This window comes from Ligilactobacillus salitolerans (assembly GCF_003864415.1).
GTDB lineage: Bacteria > Bacillota > Bacilli > Lactobacillales > Lactobacillaceae > Ligilactobacillus > Ligilactobacillus salitolerans.
Genome location: NZ_BFFP01000006.1, coordinates 11483 through 29829, shown reverse-complemented (window position 1 = coordinate 29829; position 18347 = coordinate 11483). Strand labels below are relative to the sequence as shown.

At 42.9% G+C, this 18347-nt stretch carries 14 protein-coding genes; 3 read left to right on the top strand and 11 right to left on the bottom strand.

Annotation, left to right across the window (positions count from 1 at the left end; translation table 11 throughout):
* The first annotated feature begins 248 nt into the window (after positions 1 to 248).
* Positions 249 to 617 (top strand): hypothetical protein, encoded by a 369-nt coding sequence (locus tag LFYK43_RS02825; protein ID WP_124975226.1) that lies wholly within the window; start codon positions 249 to 251, stop codon positions 615 to 617.
* Positions 618 to 675: 58 nt separating this feature from the next.
* Here the strand turns inward: LFYK43_RS02825 and glnA are convergent, their stop codons facing one another.
* The 9 genes from glnA to rpmG form a co-directional block, all read right to left on the bottom strand.
* A complete protein-coding gene (gene glnA, locus LFYK43_RS02820) occupies positions 676 to 2019 on the bottom strand; it encodes a type I glutamate--ammonia ligase (protein ID WP_124975224.1) in 1344 nt (447 codons plus the stop codon).
* 24 nt (positions 2020 to 2043) lie between these two features.
* Complete coding sequence (locus LFYK43_RS02815; RefSeq protein ID WP_124975222.1) at positions 2044 to 2433, bottom strand: MerR family transcriptional regulator; 390 nt, start codon at positions 2431 to 2433, stop codon at positions 2044 to 2046.
* Between the two features lie 212 nt (positions 2434 to 2645).
* Complete coding sequence (miaA, locus tag LFYK43_RS02810; RefSeq protein WP_124975220.1) at positions 2646 to 3572, bottom strand: tRNA (adenosine(37)-N6)-dimethylallyltransferase MiaA; 927 nt, start codon at positions 3570 to 3572, stop codon at positions 2646 to 2648.
* A gap of 167 nt (positions 3573 to 3739) precedes the next feature.
* Complete coding sequence (locus LFYK43_RS02805) at positions 3740 to 4132, bottom strand: rhodanese-like domain-containing protein (RefSeq protein ID WP_124975331.1); 393 nt, start codon at positions 4130 to 4132, stop codon at positions 3740 to 3742.
* Between the two features lie 69 nt (positions 4133 to 4201).
* A complete protein-coding gene (locus tag LFYK43_RS02800; protein ID WP_124975218.1) occupies positions 4202 to 5161 on the bottom strand; it encodes an ROK family glucokinase in 960 nt (319 codons plus the stop codon).
* 16 nt (positions 5162 to 5177) lie between these two features.
* Positions 5178 to 5396: a YqgQ family protein gene (locus LFYK43_RS02795; RefSeq protein WP_124975216.1), complete on the bottom strand. Its 219-nt coding sequence runs from the start codon at positions 5394 to 5396 to the stop codon at positions 5178 to 5180.
* A 31-nt stretch (positions 5397 to 5427) separates the two neighbouring features.
* Positions 5428 to 6081, bottom strand: coding sequence for a rhomboid family intramembrane serine protease (locus LFYK43_RS02790; RefSeq protein ID WP_124975214.1), 654 nt, complete (start codon positions 6079 to 6081; stop codon positions 5428 to 5430).
* Positions 6078 to 6668, bottom strand: coding sequence for a 5-formyltetrahydrofolate cyclo-ligase (locus tag LFYK43_RS02785; protein WP_124975212.1), 591 nt, complete (start codon positions 6666 to 6668; stop codon positions 6078 to 6080). The genes LFYK43_RS02790 and LFYK43_RS02785 overlap by 4 nt, the downstream gene beginning before the upstream one ends.
* Before the next feature lie 60 nt (positions 6669 to 6728).
* On the bottom strand, positions 6729 to 6878 hold the full coding sequence (gene rpmG / locus LFYK43_RS02780) for a 50S ribosomal protein L33 (protein WP_010496280.1): 150 nt from the start codon (positions 6876 to 6878) through the stop codon (positions 6729 to 6731).
* Between the two features lie 393 nt (positions 6879 to 7271).
* Here rpmG and LFYK43_RS02775 point away from each other — a divergent pair, with 393 nt between their 5' ends.
* A complete protein-coding gene (locus LFYK43_RS02775; RefSeq protein ID WP_124975210.1) occupies positions 7272 to 7508 on the top strand; it encodes a hypothetical protein in 237 nt (78 codons plus the stop codon).
* Between the two features lie 261 nt (positions 7509 to 7769).
* Positions 7770 to 10418: a YfhO family protein gene (locus LFYK43_RS02770; protein WP_124975208.1), complete on the top strand. Its 2649-nt coding sequence runs from the start codon at positions 7770 to 7772 to the stop codon at positions 10416 to 10418.
* A gap of 61 nt (positions 10419 to 10479) precedes the next feature.
* On the opposite strand, the gene addA is transcribed toward LFYK43_RS02770, so the two are convergent.
* Both addA and LFYK43_RS02760 read right to left on the bottom strand, forming a co-directional pair.
* Positions 10480 to 14601: a helicase-exonuclease AddAB subunit AddA gene (addA, locus tag LFYK43_RS02765; protein WP_124975207.1), complete on the bottom strand. Its 4122-nt coding sequence runs from the start codon at positions 14599 to 14601 to the stop codon at positions 10480 to 10482.
* Positions 14598 to 18347, bottom strand: a complete 3750-nt coding sequence (locus LFYK43_RS02760; protein WP_124975205.1) for a PD-(D/E)XK nuclease family protein — start codon at positions 18345 to 18347, stop codon at positions 14598 to 14600. Before LFYK43_RS02760 ends, addA begins: the two co-directional genes overlap by 4 nt.

Here is an 18347-nt window from a genome sequence, read left to right as displayed (position 1 = left end):
AAATATTTACCTACTATAATGCACTTTTTTAACACTTTTTTCAAGTTTGAAATTGGATTAGTCCTTTAAAATCCGCTTCCTGTCAACATAACTCAACTAATTTTATTATTTTTGGCAATAATTTTGCGAAAATTTAGCAATTCAAACTTGCGTTCGGGAACTTTTGTTCTATAATAGTAAGTATACAAACAAACGTTCAGGGAACCGGCAGCAAAACTTTTAAGCCGGGGCAGAGGAGGAAACAAATAATGAAACACTATCTCACTAAACTCGCTCACGCATTAAGCATCAGCCTCACCCACATCTTAGAACGCTGGAATGCTTTTTTTGATCCACAGCAGATTGTCGAAAATCCACCAGCCGCCATGCCAGATCCTGAGATTGATCACATTGCTCAAGAAGCAATTTTAAAGCAAGTTCCAGTCCAAATTACCGTTCAACTCAACGGACACAAACAAATCTTATCAGGACGCTTATTTATAGACCGGCGACATACGGATGTTCTCTTTTTGACCAGGCTCGAAAATAGCAACCTCACTCGGATCATCTTCAAGCAGCAGATCCAAGCGATTTCGCTGCAAAACCAACCGCAAATGCAGTTGCGCAAAACATCTTGATTTTAGGCGCAAAAAACCAGCTCGCTTTTAACGCTCGAGCTGGTTTTTTTTGCTTTGATCAATATTGTTCCAAATACTGTTTAGTTTCCCACTGAGAAACATCTTGCCGGTAAGCATCCCATTCGATCCGCTTACCTTCCAAGAAACTAGCCGCCAAATGCTCACCCATTGAGCCTAACACAACATCATCTTTTCTTAAGGCTTTCAATGCATTGTGCAAGGTTGATGGCAGATCAACAATATTGTTGGCTTGACGTTCCTCTTCTGTCATCACATAGATGTTGCGGTCAACCGGCTTTGGCGGTTCGATCTTATTGCGTAAGCCGTCTAATCCTGACTCTAAGATGGCAGCAATTGCTAAGTACGGATTGGCTGTCGGGTCAACACTGCGCAGTTCCAAGCGCGTTGAATCTCCGCGAGCGATCGGGACCCGAACTAAAGGTGAACGGTTACGACCTGACCATGCAACATAAACCGGTGCTTCATAGCCTGGGACCAGCCTTTTGTATGAATTGACAATTGGATTAGTAATGGCTGTATAACTGCGAGCATGTGCTAATAAACCGCCTAAGAAATGCAAAGCATCTTCAGACAAGCCGCTGTCGGAATCTGCATCGTAGAATGCATTGCCCTTTTCGGTAAACAAAGACATGTTAGTATGCATTCCTGAGCCGTTGATACTTGCTAAAGGTTTTGGCATAAAGGTCGCATGAAGACCATGTTTACGGGCAACTGTCTTCACAACCAATTTGAAAAGCTGAATGTTATCAGCCGCATGTAAGGCATCAGCGTACTTGAAATCAACCTCATGCTGGCCAGGAGCAACTTCATGGTGAGAGGCTTCAACGTCAAAGCCTAAATGCTCAAGTTCTAACACGATCTCACGCCGACAATTTTCGCCAAGATCTACTGGGGCCAGGTCAAAGTAACTTCCTTGGTCATTTAGCTTTGCAGTCGGCTCGCCTGTCTCTGGATCCAGCTTGAACAAGAAGAATTCCGGTTCTGTACCGATGTTAAAGTCAGTAAAGCCTAGTTTTTTCATCTCATCCAGAACACGGATCAAGTTGTTCCTTGGATCGCCCAAGAATGGTGTCCGGTCGGCATTATAAACTTCACAAACAACACCAGCGATTTTACCATGTTCACTTCCCCACGGGAAAATTGTCCAGGTTGACAGATCCGGATAAAGCCACATATCACTTTCTTCGATCCGTACGAAACCATCGATCGAAGAACCATCAAACATCAATTTGTTGTCTAATAGTTTACCCAGTTGACTGACTGGAACCTCGACATTTTTAACAGTGCCGTACAAATCAGTAAACATCAAGCGTAAAAACTGAACATTTTCGTCTTTCACGATCCGACGAATATCATCTTTTGTATACGTTGCTTTTACCATGTGCATGCTCCTTTTCTTGTTCACCTACAACTTTTTCTTATGAATATCAAGGTCTTGGGACCGGTCAGTCAAACCACTCACAGCTTCGAGTTCTTCATGCAAGATCCGCCGTACATCCTTATCAGTCAAAGACTGCTGCAAGCGATTCTTTTGTGCAGTTTCCTCTTCCTTTTGCTGTGCATAGATCTGTCTGATCCCAGCCATATTGATCCCTTCACTTAAATAATCTTTGATTTCAAGTAAAGAATCAACGTTATTCAATGAGTACATCCGGCGGTTGCCCTCATTACGTTCAGGGATCACCAAGCCTTGTTGTTCATAATACCTGATCTGTCGCGCTGACAAGTCAGTTAATTTCATTACCGTTCCGATTGGTAACACTGAAAGGGAGCGCCTTAACTCTTTTTCTTTCATCAAATTCCCCCTCGAAACTACGTACCAATAATAGCAAGTAGTCCAAATCTTGTCAATATCAAATGTTACATTTTATAACATAAAGCTAAAATAATTGTTAACTGTAGCTTTTTTGCATTATTTTGGCTGTGCAAACCGACTTTTTTCACCTCAACTTAGCCTAGACCAAATTGGTTTGACACTATCTATCAGCAAACAACGGCTCTTTTAAGCTAATTGGCCAACCACTCGCCAACTCTGGTAATTATTTGGTCGATTTCTTTTGGATGCTGAACTAGATCATACCATTCGACATCCATTTTATTGTGAAACCAGGTCAACTGACGTTTTGCATAGTGGCGGGAATTTTTCTTGATCAATGAGGCACACTCCGCCAATGATGCCTTTTGTGCAAAATAAGGGAAGAGCTCTTTATAGCCAATTCCTTTCCCCGCTGGTAATTCTAAGCCGCCTTCACTGTACAATTTCTCCGCCTCAGCCAGCAGTCCTTTTGCAAGCATCTGGTCAACGCGCTGGTCGATCCGTGAATAAAGCAGCTGACGGTCTGTATTCAGCCCGATAATTAGGGGCTTTATCTCTAAAGTCGGAGTGTCTTTTTGCTCAGAAAAAAGCTGGCCTGTCTGCTCATAAACCTCCAACGCACGGATCACTCGACGCGTGTTATTAACTGGGATCTTGACAGCAGCAGCCGGGTCAATTTTCTCTAAACGATCCCAGAGTGCCTGTTTGCCCTGCTGTGCTGCGAACTGCTGCAGCTCATCCCTAATTTTTTGACCGGCTGAGTTATAAGTACTGCCTAGATTATAGCCATCAAGTAGTGCCTGCAAGTAAAAGCCTGTTCCTCCAACGATCAGGGGCAATTTTTGCCGTCTTGAGATCTCCTGGCATTTTTCCTTGCTTAATGTAACGAAATCCGCCACAGAAAATCTTTGGTCGACTGACAGAATATCCAGTAAATAATGGGGGATCCCTGCCATTTCTTCAGGTTCGATTTTGGCAGTACCAATATCCAGACCGGTATAAACTTGCATCGAGTCTCCTGAAATGATCTCACCGTTGAAGAGCTGTGCTAACTCGATCGATAAAGTCGTCTTGCCTACAGCTGTAGGTCCAACTATCAACAAAACTTTTTGCGTCAAATCTGCTTCCGCCTCCGCTCCGAATTTTGACTAGCTCGGATGAATTAGCTCAAATTGAATAATTTCTCCCTAAAAAAAGGGCAATTCACCGCATCCTTGAAAGAACACGCCTCCTTGCCCATTTTCACAAAATGAGGAGACAAGCCAACTCATTTTAGTGCTAAAAACTATTTTACTTTAGTTCCCTTCAGCTTGCCGTCCCACTTATCAAAGCCAGCTTTCAGGATATAAATCTCGCTATAGCCCTTCTTATGCAGCTTAGCTGCGGTCCGTGCTGCCATTGTTTTAGCATCGTCATACAGGTAGATCGGCATATCTTTACGCAAACTATTCTGATAAATTTTAAACTGAGAATAAGGCATATTCCGTGCTCCGAGAATATGCTTTTTCTTAAACTGCTCCGGTTCACGAACGTCGATGACCTGAGCCTTGTGCATGCCTTCTTTAAACTCATCATTTTTCAACTGAGTCGCATACCTGCGACCGAGGATATATGAATAAAACTGACCCCAAAACAGCCAAACTAAAACCAAGACCAACACAATGTTGATCCAACCCATTACTGATAATTTGCCAAGCACAAACACTGATAAAACTCCCTTCTCTTTCTCTTTACCTTGAACCGATATTTATTGTAATTTCAAAGCCAATGAAGCAGCACCAATCAAGCCGGCATCATTGCCTAGTTCTGCTAATCTAAGTGTGGTTGATTCTCTGATCGTTGGGAAAGCAAACTGCTTAAAGTTCGCAACGACCCGGTCCAACAAGAAATCGCCAGCTGCTGAAACACCGCCGCCGATCACGATATATTCCGGATTAGTTAAAGCCGCAATATTTGCGCTAGCCATTCCCAAGTAGTAGCAGACTTCATCTACGACCCGTAATGCCAATGGATCTTCTTGTTTAGCAGTGTCAAAAACATCCTTTGAACTAATGTCAGTCCCGTTATCAAGAGCTGCTTTAAGTTGTGAGCTGCCGGCATATTTTTCCGCTTGGTCACGGGCAATATGTACCACACCAGTTGCAGAAGTATAAGTTTCTAAGCAGCCATGTCCGCCGCAAGTGCATAGGTAGCCGTTCGGATGAACGTTCATATGACCGATCTCGCCAGCTGCGCCTTGACCATGCAGCAATTCACCATTGCTGATAACTCCGCCGCCAACACCGGTCCCTAAGGTAACAAAAACAACTTCGTCAGAATTGTTGCCGGCGCCCTTCCAGGCTTCGCCTAAAGCAGCCACGTTAGCGTCATTATCGACTGCAAATTTAATACCTGTTCCTTTTTCGATCTCATCTTTAATGTGCTGGGTAGTCTTCCAGTTAAGGTTGTAAGCTCCAACAACTGTTCCTTTTTCTAAATCGACGGTCCCGGGAGTTCCCATTCCGATCCCTACAAACTGTTCTTGCGGCATTTTGTACATGTCAAGGTGATGATTGATCGATTCAATGATATCCGGAACAATGTGCGAACCTTCATCTAAAATATTAGTTTCAACACTCCACTTTTGCTGGATCTCGCCATCAAGTGATAAAATACCAAATTTGATCGTTGTTCCGCCTAAATCTATCCCGAGCAGTTTCTTATCCATTTACCTGTTCCCCTTACTAACTGTTATTTTTAGCTTGTTCGCGTTTTTCTTCCAGGTGATGTTCTCGCTCCAACACCAGTTTCGCCTTGATAAAAGTATCATTGCTGATCACGCCGGAAGTCCGTAGATGATCAAGCTCTAAAGCCATCAGTTCAATGTCCCAGAGGCGTTTACCGACATAGACGAAGACACCAAACTTCTTGAGAAGCTGCTGAACATCATAGAGAGTCTTCACGAATAAACATTCCTTTCCATTATACCGAAAATCAATAGGTTTTGAAACCGGCTACAGTAAGTATCACATAAATAATTATTAAAGCTGCAAAAGCACTCAATCTTCTATGCCAGGGAACCTTTCCCAATCGTGGTGCTTCTAAAACATAGGCTGTCAAAAATCCGGCTGCAAGGCCGCCAAGATGTCCTGCAATATCGATCCCAGTAAACCCAAGTCCTAAGTTTAAGATCACTAGGATCAAAAATTGGCGTGCAGTCGCTCTGATATATGCATTTTGGCGAAAGGACTCGCCCAACATCAAAAAAGCACCAAACAGGCCAAAAATTGAAGTCGAGGCGCCGGCAGAGAGTCCTGGACTAAAAGCAAAACTGGCGATGTTTCCGCCGATCCCGCTCAATAAATATAAAGAAACAAACCGCCATTTTCCAAAGATTTCCTCGATTTGCATGCCAATGAAGTACAAAGTGACCATATTCAAAACAATATGCTGTAGTCCAATGTGCATAAACATCGGGTTGAACAGCCGCCACCATTCTCCTTGAGCGATCAATGGGCCGTACTTAGCACCAAACTTCAGCAAAACACCCGGTGCCTGGCTGCCTCCAGCAATCGTCATCAGCAAATATACTATAATGTTGATAATAATTAAGCCGATCGTTGCAGTCGGTCTCTTCCGCCCACTCATCGTTTTTCACCTCTTTGTGAATTTGTACCAAACCAGCCTGAGACCGTCAAGACGTTGGCGATCAACTGGTCAGTGTCTTCAGAGGCCCAATTTTTTTCAGCAAAGAAGCGCTTTGGCTCGGCACAGCTAACAACGATCCCACGATAATCCGCCAAAAAACGGTCATAAAAGCCGCCGCCAAAGCCGATCCTGTCACCAGCTGCGCTGAAAGCTAGGCCTGGGACGACCAGCAAATCGATTTGCTCTTTATTCACCGCGGCAATTTGTTCATCTGGTTCATAAACACCAAACTTAGTCAAAACCAGCGGCGTTTGTGGTGTCAACTGGCAAAAGTCCATTTTTCTGGCTGGTCTTGTGCGTGGAACAACGACCCTTTTCCCCACAGCATTCGCCAATCCGATCAAAGGCTGAGTATCAAACTCCCCCGGATTGCTGAGCGTCAGTCCGATCGTCTTGGCATTTTGCCAGAGGTTTGAATTGATCAATTTTTGATAGATTATTATTTCGGCTTGTTTTTGCTCCCAGCTATCTGCCAGCTCACTAAAAATCGCCGCTTGCTGCCGCCGAACTTCTTCTTTTAGGGGCATCAAAAAACTCCTTTAAGCTTTGTTTTGTATAGAAAAAAACAACAGGAACTTTTCCTGTTGTTATTTTGTTTCACGATGTAATGTAACTTTGTGGTCACGTGGGCAATATTTCTTGAGCTCCAAGCGATCAGGATTATTACGTTTGTTCTTGCTTGACAGGTATGTCCGTTCATGACATTCTGTGCATTCTAATGTAATGTGTACACGCATCTTAAGACCCTCCAAACTACCTTTTCGTATTCCAAAGGCACATGAGCGCCTTTAACGTTAATATAATATCATCTTTTATTAGTGATTACCAGTATTTTTTGCTTTTTGTTAAGTATTTTTCCTTGACAGGACCCAATAAATCAACGAGAACCTGTTTAAATTTAGTCAACTATACAAAAAGAAGTTAACCAGCACGCAGGCCATCGCGAATTGAAAACGTTTTACACAATTTACTGAGCTTAAACTTTTCTTAATATTTTTAGCGATACCGTCACATCAAAGATCAGTTTACTTTGATCTCAGAAAACCAACGTTTACGCTTGTGAAACCCTTTACATTGATATTCTATGATGTACAATGAAATTGTAAATTTAAAGAAAGAGAGTGATCAATATGAGTAAATTAAACTATCAAGCAAACTTTGGTGATTTCGATGTTTATGTTGACGAAAATAACGCCTATGCCTTGAAAAAATATCATCCTGAGGTTGCTGGTGTTAGTGAAGAATACACATTATCTGGCCAAGATATGAAGACTTTACTCTTCGAATGCCAAAAGATCAATGAAAGCACAGACTCTCAAGAAAAAGAAGAGCATAAGGAATTCATCGTACGTGAGATTTTAGCTTAGTTGTTTTGTAAGCGTTCTTGCAAACGTATTCTATTTTTAATTGAGCAGAAAGAGAAAAGATTTGCACATTTTGTGTAAGTCTTTTTTTGTGAGTTGAAGTCTAGGTCTTCCTATAAGATTGTATTTAGGTGTAACTGAAATACTGACATTCAAAAATAACTATGTTATTCTAAGTTAGTTCTTGGCTGCAAATTATTTAGCTAAAAGCCTGATTGGAAAGTAGTTTACACCAATATTTTTGTAATATGGAAGGTTTAGTCAATGAAAAATAGGATCGTTTTATACATAAATAAGCATTACCCGCTCCTTTTAAGTTTCTGGTTACCAGTCGGGTTGATGCTAAGCTACTTTATTTATCGCAAGATGTTCCCCTTCGGTTCAAACACCTTATTAACAGTGGATCTGGGGCAGCAATATGTCGACTTTTTTGCGTACTTTAGAAAAACGATCCTCAGCGACCCCAGCAGTTTTTTTTTTACCTTTAACAAAGCCATCGGCGGGGAGATGCTGGGTGAATTTGCTTATTACTTAATGAGTCCCTTCAATCTCTTGCTGCTCCCCTTTGCGGGCAAGTCGATCACTGCCGGAGTTATGCTAGTCACCCTGGCTAAATATGGCTGTGCAGGTTATACCATGGGGCGTTTATTGACTAAACAACGCTTGCAGCATGGCTTGATGGTTCCGGTCTTTGCCCTGGCATACTCAATGATGGGCTGGGCGATAGCCAATCAATTAAACCTTCTCTGGATGGACGTCTTAGTCTTTTTACCTTTGATCATCAACGGCTTGTTCGAATTGCTTAAAAACCGCCATGGTCTCGCCTACTCATTTTGGTTAGCCGTAATGCTGCTCACTAACTATTATATGGGTTACATGGTAGTGATCTTTTTAGTCCTCTTTTTCATTTGGCTGGCAACTGATAGTTTTGTTTCTTTCAAAAAGCTGGCCAAGGATTGTGGCCTTTTTATCGGTCGGTCAATTTTGGGCGGCGGCTTAGCCGCAATTTTGTTATTACCAACTCTTTTCTCGCTCCAAAGCAGCAAGGGCCAGTACACCGCCAATGTGATCCATGCCAAATTTGAATACCAGCCTCTAAAGATGTTGAGTAAACTACTGCTCGGTGCATTTAACTTTAAACAAATGCCTTCTGGTCTCCCCAATCTTTTTGTCGGCAGCTTGGTTTTAATCAGTTTCGTCTTATTCTTCTTTAATTCCAAGTTCAAGTGGACCTCTCGGCTCGTTGCCTTCTTAGTGAGTGCTTTTTTTGTCACCTCATTGTGTTTTGAACCACTTGATCTTTTCTGGCACGGCTTACAGTTTCCTGTCTGGTATCCTTACCGTTTCTCATTTGTCGTCAGCTTCTGGATGGTTTACTTAGGTGCATTAAATCTCCGGGAGTCTGTCAGAGTTTCTGCACTCAAAATTTTATTTGCTGCCATTTTATACGCAGGGATCATCGGCTACGTTGCTGTTAACATCAAGCAATTTACGTTCGCTACGAAGACCACCTTACTGGCATCCACACTTTTTGCGGCAACAACCTTACTGATATTGTTATTCCCGCAAAAACAAACCCAGCGTGTCCTCTTGGTCTGCTTGGCAGCTGCTGAAATGCTGACAAATGCGGCTTTTTCCTTGAATAATATCAGTTATGTCAGCCAAAAAGAATTTGCCGAACCCAACAGCGCGCTTAAAAATGACAGCCAAGCACTGGCTAAGCTTGATCCTGGTCTTTATCGAACTGGACAAACTTACTCACGAACCAAAAATGACGGCATGGCTCACTCACTAAATACCGGTTCATACTTTAGTTCTGCCTTAGAAAAAAGTATCCCTGATTTTTACGGCCAGATCGGTGATCCCGATGGAGACAACTATGTTGCTTATTCCAACGGGACCTTGATCAGTGATGCTTTGCTGGGAATGAAATACTTTTTGCGTCCTAAAGATGCAAGTGAGATCTCGATCCCGGCAAAGCAAAAAAAGGCGCTCTCGCCGCTAACCTTGCGCCCAGACCTACAGGACTATCGGTTAGTTAAGGATGGTGACCTGACTCAAATCTATCAAAACCCCCTGGCAACAACTATGGGTTATAGTGCTAATATTGCTTTACAACAGGTAAAACTGCCATTTAATGAGCCGATCAATTATCAGACCAAATGGTTGAATGCTGCAACTGGAACATGGCCAACGACCCGCTATTTTACCGCCAAAAACTTCAACGAAGTTGTTTTCCAGAATGCGGATAAAACGGTCAACTTGACCGGCTCGCTCTTAAAAAAGAAAAATAAAAAAGCACCAGCTCAAGTAGTGTTCAAATTCACACCTCAAACCAATGATCCGTATTATTTGACCTTTGGGCCAGGTCTTGAGGAAACCAATGTCGAAACCTATACTGGCAGCCGCCCGCTGTATCATTATGGCACCTTCCGCCATAACGTGATCCTAAATGTTGCTGACCATTCTAAGGGCAATGAAGTAACGATCACTGCCAGGTTTAAAAAGAATTCACTCTTCTTAGATAATTTTGTTTTATATCAACTAGATCGGCAGTCTGTCACGGAAAAATTACGTCAACTCAAGCGGCATTCATGGCATGTTAAAAAAGTTAACAACCGCCATTTGACTGGCAAAATTTCAATTAAAGACAACCAGCAGATTTTTGCGACTACGATCCCATATTCGCAGGGTTGGCAGGTTAAAATTGACGGAAACCGTGTCCCAACCTTTAAATTACAAAACACTTTTATTGGCGCCAAAATCTCCAAGGGTACGCATACTGTAACCATGACCTACACCCCGCCATATCTTTACCTGGGAGCAGCTCTGTCAGCGATTTGCTTGATCCTGGTGCTGAGTTGGGAATTTATACCTGCTAAAGTTAAAAAATATCGTAAAACCAAAAATTAGCAATATCAAAGAAACCGAGTTCCCTGCCAAAATCAAGGACTCGGTTTCTTTATTGTTGCAATTAAAGTTCGATGACTTCACTTTTCTCCACCAGATAAATAAATTTTCTGATCTTAGTATCTTCACCGATGATACTTTGTAAGGCCAGACTGTATAGGTTCAACTGCCCGCGATATTTGTCCGCTGCCTGCTGAGCGGTGCCAGTTGCAGGCACGTGATCAGTTTTATAATCGAAGAGAAATGTGTTGCCCGCTTGGTCGGTAAAATATCCATCTACGATCCCATGGATCAAAACAGGCGGGTTAGGTTCAAGCTGGCGCGTTTTTGCAAACAGCTTTTCAGCTGGATAAAGCATAGCGATCGGTGCTTCACGCTCTAATGTTTCCTGGTGAGCAATAATCGCTTGCCCCAAAGGCGTCTTGAATAGACCAACAATTCCAGGAACGTTGATTTTTTTTGCTAAAGGTGTCGTTAAAAGCTCTTGTTCACATAGTTGTCCAATCAACTGTGTCACGCCCTTTATTGTCACCGTTTGACTCAGATCCAACTTTTGAAAAACTAAATGCGTTGCCGTCCCAATTTGGGCTGGCGTAACATTATTCTCTTCAGTCATAAACAAGGGCCGTTTAAATCCATGTTGCAGATACTGGGCCGGCTGCTCTTCAAATTGACCGGCACTTTGTTCCAAGTTTGCGACACCCATTGTTTCATTGTCCGGATCTTCAAAAAGACGTTTAATATCAGTAACAGACTGGTAGGCAGCAGTTAAAGTCAACTGCTCTTCCGGATATTTAAAGTTTAATTTTTGGGCAAACATTGGCGGCAATTGTCCAGACTGACTTTGACGCTTCAGCCATTCTTGAGCGGATTCATGACTTTCTGCTTCATTTTGACCCAAATCATAACGGACCCTATTTTGATCCCAGAATTCGACCCTAAACTGCGCCGGACTATTTTTGATCTCGGCTGGTGCATTCGCTTGTAAAGCCTGAATGTTTTCTTCCAGGGCGACTCTTTGTTCTTGGTCTTCAAGGATCTTTACCCCATTCTCTGTGCTTGGAGCTCCAGTCTGATCCAAAGTGTACCGTGCAACATTGTCAGCCGAAAATTCCCGGGAACGCAATAAAGCCGCCCCGATCCAGTCAAGGTAGTTGGCCCCGTGCCTTTGTCTTTCAGCATCTGCCAAAGTCAAGTTTTCCGGCTCGATTGCTTTGAGCCAGCAGTTTAATGCAGACTCTGCATCTTTGCTTTCTCCGACAATAAAGATTTTTTGTTCAGCCCGTGTTAAAGCTACGTATAACTTACGCATCTCTTCGGCGATCGCCTTTTGCGTGGCGCGTTCTTTGATCACTGTTTTAACAGGAGTTTGGAACTTAACCTGTACTTGTCGTTCATCTTCTGTCAACGTTTTTACGTAATCGATCCCCATTCCGAGTTGATTGTCTAAGACATAAGGCTCAGCTGAAATAGCACGTAAATTAAAACGTTTATGGGCATTGATCAAAAATACGACTGGGAATTCAAGTCCTTTACTTTTATGAATTGTCATGAACGAGATCGCATTGCCTCCGTCCTGAATACTCATTTCCGCCAGATCATGTTCTTTTTCCTGCATTTTTTTAATAAAGCGCACGAATTGGAAGATACCTTTATAACTCATCTTCTCATAATCAGCCGCTCGTTCATAAAGTGCATGCAGATTTGCCTGACGCTGTTTGCCGCCTGGCATCCCGCCCGCGAAATCTAAGAAACCGGTCCGTGAATAAATTGCCCAGATCAGCGTGGAGAGATCATTGCGCCGTCCACGAACACGAAAACTAGTTAAGTCATCCAAAAAGCGCACGACTTTTTGGTACAAAGCTTCCCCTTGCTCATTCTGGTCAGCTTCACGTTCTCCTTGTTCATACTGGTAGCGATAATCAGTTAAGGTCTGGTAAAAATCGCCATGTTTGAGCTGAATTCTTAGATACGCCAAGTCATTTTCGTCAAACTGATAAAGCGGTGAACGCAAAACTGCCACCAGCGGAATATCTTGGTGCGGATTATCGATGACCTGCAGTAAGGACATCATGATCTGGACCTCGATCGTCTTGAAATAGTTATTTGTATTGTCCACCTGGACAGGCAAACCGAGATTCTTAAATTCTTCAGCTATTAAAAGCGAGTCTCCGTGAGTCGACGCCAAAATTGCAATATCACGGTATTCTAAATCCCGCATTTCTCCTTTATCCCGGTCAAAAATTTGCAGATGTTGAGCAAAAAGTTTTTTGATTTTCGTCGCAACTAAGTAAATCTGCCCCTGTTCTTTGCTGTCGATTTCAAATGTCTCAGCAGCTGGGGCTTGCTCAGTGTCCTCGTTGTCATTTTGGGCCTCGCCTGATTCGTAAACAAGTAATTCAGCTTCTACATGCTGGGTTGTTGGCGGATACTGCTGATTGGCCGCCTTTAATTCCGCATTCGAATCATAGCTGATCTCGCCGACTTTTTCATCCATTAACTGTTTAAAAATCAAGTTCGTCAGGTCGGCGACGTTGTGCACCGAGCGAAAATTTTCAGCCAAGATAATTTTTTCCCCGGGTTTATCCGCTGAAAGTTCGCCTGAAGTACTCTCGCTAAAAATGTGATATTTATGGTTAAATAATGCCGGATCAGCTTGTCGAAAACGATAGATCGACTGTTTGACATCACCAACCATAAACAGGTTACCTGTCTCCGGATTTTTGATCTGAGTCAGCAATGCTTCTTGAACGCCGTTCGTATCTTGGTATTCATCGACCATAATTTCATAATAACGTTCTTGCAGCATCGCCTTGATCCGCTGACTTTCTTCAGTCGGCGAAGAAACGATCGCCAAGGCGTAGTGCTCTAAATCATTAAAATCTAGCAAGTGTCGCCGTTTCTTTTCCTTTTGATAGGCGGCACGAAATGCGAGTACAATTTCGCCAAATTTCACTAGTAATTTTTCCGATCCCAGCATTAAAGCCAATATCTCTTCACCGCTCAAGGCAAAGTAATCCAGCAGCAGCTGGTCAAACTGCTTATTGGCAGAGGCATGCAGCTGTTTCATTTGGTCATTTAATCCTACAGCTTGTTCATTTAAATCATTTGGACTAGTTGGTGATTTGTACTTCATTAGGGCTGGTTTTGCGCTCAGCCGGCAGTCTTGCGCCAAAGCTCTCAATTCGTCATATGGACGACTCTCTAGAATTGCTGCCTTAAATTCCTGCAGAGTCTCTAACTCTCTTAGTTGATGCTGTCCTTTCTCAGCATACTTTTCAAGACGCTTTTGCTTCTTTTTAGCATAATCCCGTAATTCCGGGTCAACCTCATGTTCCCAATAATCTTCCATTGTCGGTAAAAGCTGACTGGAATATAGTTCATTTCTTTTTTTAACCAAGTCAATGATCGACGTCAGAGATTGAAGCACCATAGTTTGAATCATTTCTTGCCAGATCTTGCTCTGAGTAAAATCTGCCTCTGCATCGACCGTATAAGTTTGACTCAAGTTATTGAGCCAGCGCTCAGGCTCGCTTGTCGCGCTGGCAAACTCATCGGCTCGCATCACGACATCAGAAAACGGCTCATCGTCCCGATCTTTAGCAAACACTTGGAGTAATTTCCCAAATAACTGTGCGTTTTCTTTTTCCTGCTCACTCATTCGGTTATCAGCTTGCTCAGCATCTTCCAGCTGTTGGTAAAAACGTTCGCGCACTTTTTGCCAGACATCATCACGGATCAAGGTTCTTTCGGTGTCGTCGGAAATCAGCCGAAAATCAGGTTCGATATCGACAATGTAATAATATTTTTGAATCAAATGAAGGCAAAAAGCATGTAAGGTACTGATATCTGCAACGTTGACAGCAACCAGCTGCTGGCGCAGCCAGCTGATCAACTCGTTTGACCGGCTGTCAGAAGCCTGGGCTTGTTGTTGCATTAAATTTTTCTGGAGTTGTTTAGTCAGGCGCTCACGCATTTCTTTAGCAGCCGCGTCGGTAAAGGTCACGATCAACATTCGCGACAGATCAACGTGCGACTCAACGACCTGTTTGATCACACGCTCGATCAGCACTTTTGTTTTTCCTGAGCCGGCTGACGCAGCAACTAAGATATCATGATCACGATGGTCAATGGCTTTAGCCTGGCCGGGCGTGGGCTCAAAGCCCTTTTTTTGTTCAGTATTCATCGTAGGCTGCCCCTTTCCTTTAATTCACGCTGGATTTCTTGCCAGATTTGATCCTCAGAAAGTTTATCGATCTTATGGTAATTATTTTGCTCTAATAAAGGATCGAACATCATGATCTCCTGGTAGTCGGAATAATCCAAACCACTGCTATTATCCAATCTATAGGGAGCTAAATCGATCATTCCAGCAAAAATTTTTGACCGAGCTTCTTCGATTTTAAGGTCATTGAACTCCAACAATTGTCGGATCTGTTCCCACGTCAGCAACAAACTCTTGCTGCTGCTGGATTTAAATTCTTTTTTGCCTTTGACATATTTCACGGGATAATTACGCGAAGAACCGCTCTGACCGCCGGCGATGGCAGACCCTATCTCTTGGTCTAATGCCAGCAGGAAGCCGTTTTGCTTTTCTGAGTTGTCCTCTCCGCGACGAAAGATCCCCTTATACATAAAGCTTTTATCTAACTTTTCGGCCCGTTTTTTTTCAGTTGCTTTAATAACTGGGTCAAACAAGTGCAAGTAAGAGGCACTGCCCAACTCGAGCGCATAATTAGCCGGTAAGTTTAAATCTCCTAGTTGTTTTTCTTGCAGCAAATGCTTTAATTGCCCATTTTCTGCAGCTTGCTGTAATGCTCGTAAGTAAGTCAATAATTGTAATGAAAGACCATTAAAGCTGCGCAGCAGAAAATGATCCATTTTCCGCTCAGGGTCGCCAGATTTATAATCGACAACATTAAAATAAATTTTGCCATCTTGACCGATCACTAAATCGATGCGATCGATCCGACCACGCAAGACCATCTGATGCTCAGTGGTCTGTAAATTATCGGCATAAATCAAAGGAGGCAGTCCCTGCTGCTCCCCAAAATTGGTTTCGGTCTTAACTGTGTAGATCTGCTGCTGTTTGCGCTGGCGCATGATCGCAGCAGCTACTTGCCGTGAGGTCTGATTTAATTGCCGCTTAATATACCGGTACCGCGCAGTACTAGAGAGTACTTTCCCACCAAGCTGGGTCTCAACTTGCTGAAAGCTTAAGCTTAATAATGCATCAAACTCTGCCGGTTTAAGATTGGCTAATCCAACCCCTTTAGCCATTACATTACTAAAAAAGTACTCCATCACTTGATGGAAATATTCCCCAGTATCTGCCGGCTGCAGTGTATATTCTTGGCGCGGTCGTAACTTCAATCCATACTGCAAAAAGTATTGATATGGATCCGCAAAAAATGTTTCTAATTTGGAGATCGAAGTATTGATCTTAGCACCATATAACTGTTCCACAATGGCAGGATCAAGATATTTATGGCCATCTTCTGAGGTTTTGTACCCAGGTAAGATCTCATTAGCAAACCCTAGACTAGAGAGCAGTCGAGCAGTCTGCTGGGGCAATTTATTTTTCAAGAAGCTGTATAGACCACGCCAGACAGAGTTTAGTTCTTGACCGTCATGAAAAGCATCACGACTCACCGTCACCAATTCTCCTAAAGCTGTCCGTGCAGTCCCCAACAACGATTCGATTTCTTCTGTCTTTGGGTCAAGCAAAGTATCTGCTCGTTTGATTTGCAGGTTAAATGCTTTCTTGATCCTGTCAATATAAGGCGAAAGTTTGAGGGTCTGGCCATCGTTGTCAGTCACCGGATAGGTAAAGAAGATCCGTTCACTGATAGACATAAAGGATAAATAATTAGCAAAGGGTTCTTCAGCCATCTGCATTGCGGCGGTTTCGGGCAGATACTTATCTTCTCCATCGATCTTAGACAATCGTTCAAATTCATCGCGGTCAAAATCTGATAATAAAGCATTATTTTCATAAGAACGCGGCATGACCGTATCATTGACACCCATGAAGAATAGAACTCGTCGATTCTCCATTTGAACCACGCCGCTCTCAGAAAAAATAACCTGATCTAAAGTCGATGGGACCTGACTATACTTGGCATTTTCAAAACCCGTTTGAATTAAGGAGATAAATTCGGCAATATCGACTTGCTCATCCCCAAGCGCAGTCACATATTCATCTAACAAAGAGCACAGAGTATTCCAGACTTCCTCATGGCGGCTGACATCTGAGATAGAACCGGTCAGCCTCTCTGGATCATTTGCCAAATCTTTGGCAGCACTGGCTTGCCACCCTTGAAGTCTTTGCGGCACCCCGATTTTATCCAAAAAGTTGATCAAAGCCGCGGCAAATTCACGCCCAGTTTTAACACGTGCAATTTTTTGGTAAAAATCCTCTAGCTGCTCATAAACCAAAGCCCGCAAGTGGTTAACATAGCGATTGTTGGCCAGTCTTTGTTCTCTGCGTGTGTGTTCTTCGGGGGTTTCGTTAGGTTGCATTCCACAAGTTTCTACCGTCCACAGCTGATCACTAGCCCAATCTTTGCTTGAAAAATAGCCATTTTGTAGTATACAATTTTCCAATAGATCCAAGGTGTTCCGAAATGTTCCCAGACTCCAGTGTTCTTCTTCCACGTTTGGAACAAAAAGCTCAGTTTTTAAGAGCCGCATCACTGAACGGTAGGAAAAGTTTTGTTCCTTCACATCAAACAAAGCTAAAACAAATTCAACCAAGGGATGATTAGCCATCGTTTTATTCAAATCAGTAAATACCGGGATCTCATACTCGCTGAAAAGGTTCTCCAGCAAATTTGCATACTTATCTTGTTGCGGAGTCAAAATTAAAATATCCCGATAGCGATATTCTCCTGAAAAAACCAGTTGTCTTATTTTAGCGGCGACATACCGTACCTCCCGGACTCTGTCACTGGTTTGAGCCAAAGAGATCTTTTCTTTGTCGGTTAATTTATATTTGCCCATGGGCGCCAGAGTCTGTGAATCGATCCAGTACTGTTCTAGAGACAGCAGCTCAGGCGACACCCGTGGCGTATAGGCGATCTGGTCAACTTGAAGCGGGATCTGCTCAGCATGAGCAAGTTGTGTAAATTGATAGTAAATTTTACCGCTCTGATAAAACAATTCGTCTGCAGTTGGAGGCTGATCCACATATTTGTGATCCAAAACTAAGCTGATCTGTACTGCTTTCGCTCTTCTAATCAAAACAGCAATGATTTCTTTTTCCTTAGCATTAAAATTCTCAAAGCCCTCGATCATAAAGCAAGAATGGCTCAAATCGACTTGTTCTAAATAATTGATCAGTGCATCTAGACTGTCAGCTGTATCTAAGTATTTGCCGCTGATATACTGTTCAAATTTAGTGTAGACAATAGCTAAGTCATGCAAACGCCGGCCCAGATCTTCTGCTTCTCCCACGGGAGCTTCTGTTAGTTGATCTGCATATCCTTGTATGTCAGTTGGAACAAAGCCCCCTAATTTCAATTCTAAAAGCTGTTCTGCTAATTTCTTGCTAAAGCCTGGACTATTCCTTTCCCGCGTAAAAACATACAGGTCATCGGCTTCAAGCTCATGCAAAATATGACTCACTACCATTGTCAACCCCGTCGTTGTCAACCGTGTCTTGGTCAATGCAGGCTTTTCTTTTAAGAAATACCACATCAAACGACTGAAAGAAAATGTTTGCACTGTCGCAGAAGCAAACATCTTCTCATTTGACCCCTGAGCCTGACGCAAAGAATCTAGGACTTGTACTTCCGACTCAAATTTAATATGATCCGGCACGATCTCAAAAATTTCAACGACATCTTTATCTGCCTGCCAGCGTTCCAACTGGCGGAAAATCAGACTTTTTCGATCCGAGCCTGCCTTGCCATAAATAAAACCTAAACTCAA

Excerpts from the sequence above, each read along its gene's own strand:
- LFYK43_RS02775 (WP_124975210.1), top strand. The coding sequence starts at position 7,272 with ATGAGTAAATTAAACTATCAAGCAAACTTTGGTGATTTCGATGTTTAT.
- glnA (WP_124975224.1), bottom strand. The coding sequence starts at position 2,019 with ATGGTAAAAGCAACGTATACAAAAGATGATATTCGTCGGATCGTGAAA.
- LFYK43_RS02770 (WP_124975208.1), top strand. The coding sequence starts at position 7,770 with ATGAAAAATAGGATCGTTTTATACATAAATAAGCATTACCCGCTCCTT.
- LFYK43_RS02800 (WP_124975218.1), bottom strand. The coding sequence starts at position 5,161 with ATGGATAAGAAACTGCTCGGGATAGATTTAGGCGGAACAACGATCAAA.
- rpmG (WP_010496280.1), bottom strand. The coding sequence starts at position 6,878 with ATGCGTGTACACATTACATTAGAATGCACAGAATGTCATGAACGGACA.
- addA (WP_124975207.1), bottom strand. The coding sequence starts at position 14,601 with ATGAATACTGAACAAAAAAAGGGCTTTGAGCCCACGCCCGGCCAGGCT.
- LFYK43_RS02825 (WP_124975226.1), top strand. The coding sequence starts at position 249 with ATGAAACACTATCTCACTAAACTCGCTCACGCATTAAGCATCAGCCTC.
- LFYK43_RS02815 (WP_124975222.1), bottom strand. The coding sequence starts at position 2,433 with ATGAAAGAAAAAGAGTTAAGGCGCTCCCTTTCAGTGTTACCAATCGGA.
- LFYK43_RS02790 (WP_124975214.1), bottom strand. The coding sequence starts at position 6,081 with ATGAGTGGGCGGAAGAGACCGACTGCAACGATCGGCTTAATTATTATC.
- LFYK43_RS02805 (WP_124975331.1), bottom strand. The coding sequence starts at position 4,132 with ATGGGTTGGATCAACATTGTGTTGGTCTTGGTTTTAGTTTGGCTGTTT.
- LFYK43_RS02785 (WP_124975212.1), bottom strand. The coding sequence starts at position 6,668 with ATGCCCCTAAAAGAAGAAGTTCGGCGGCAGCAAGCGGCGATTTTTAGT.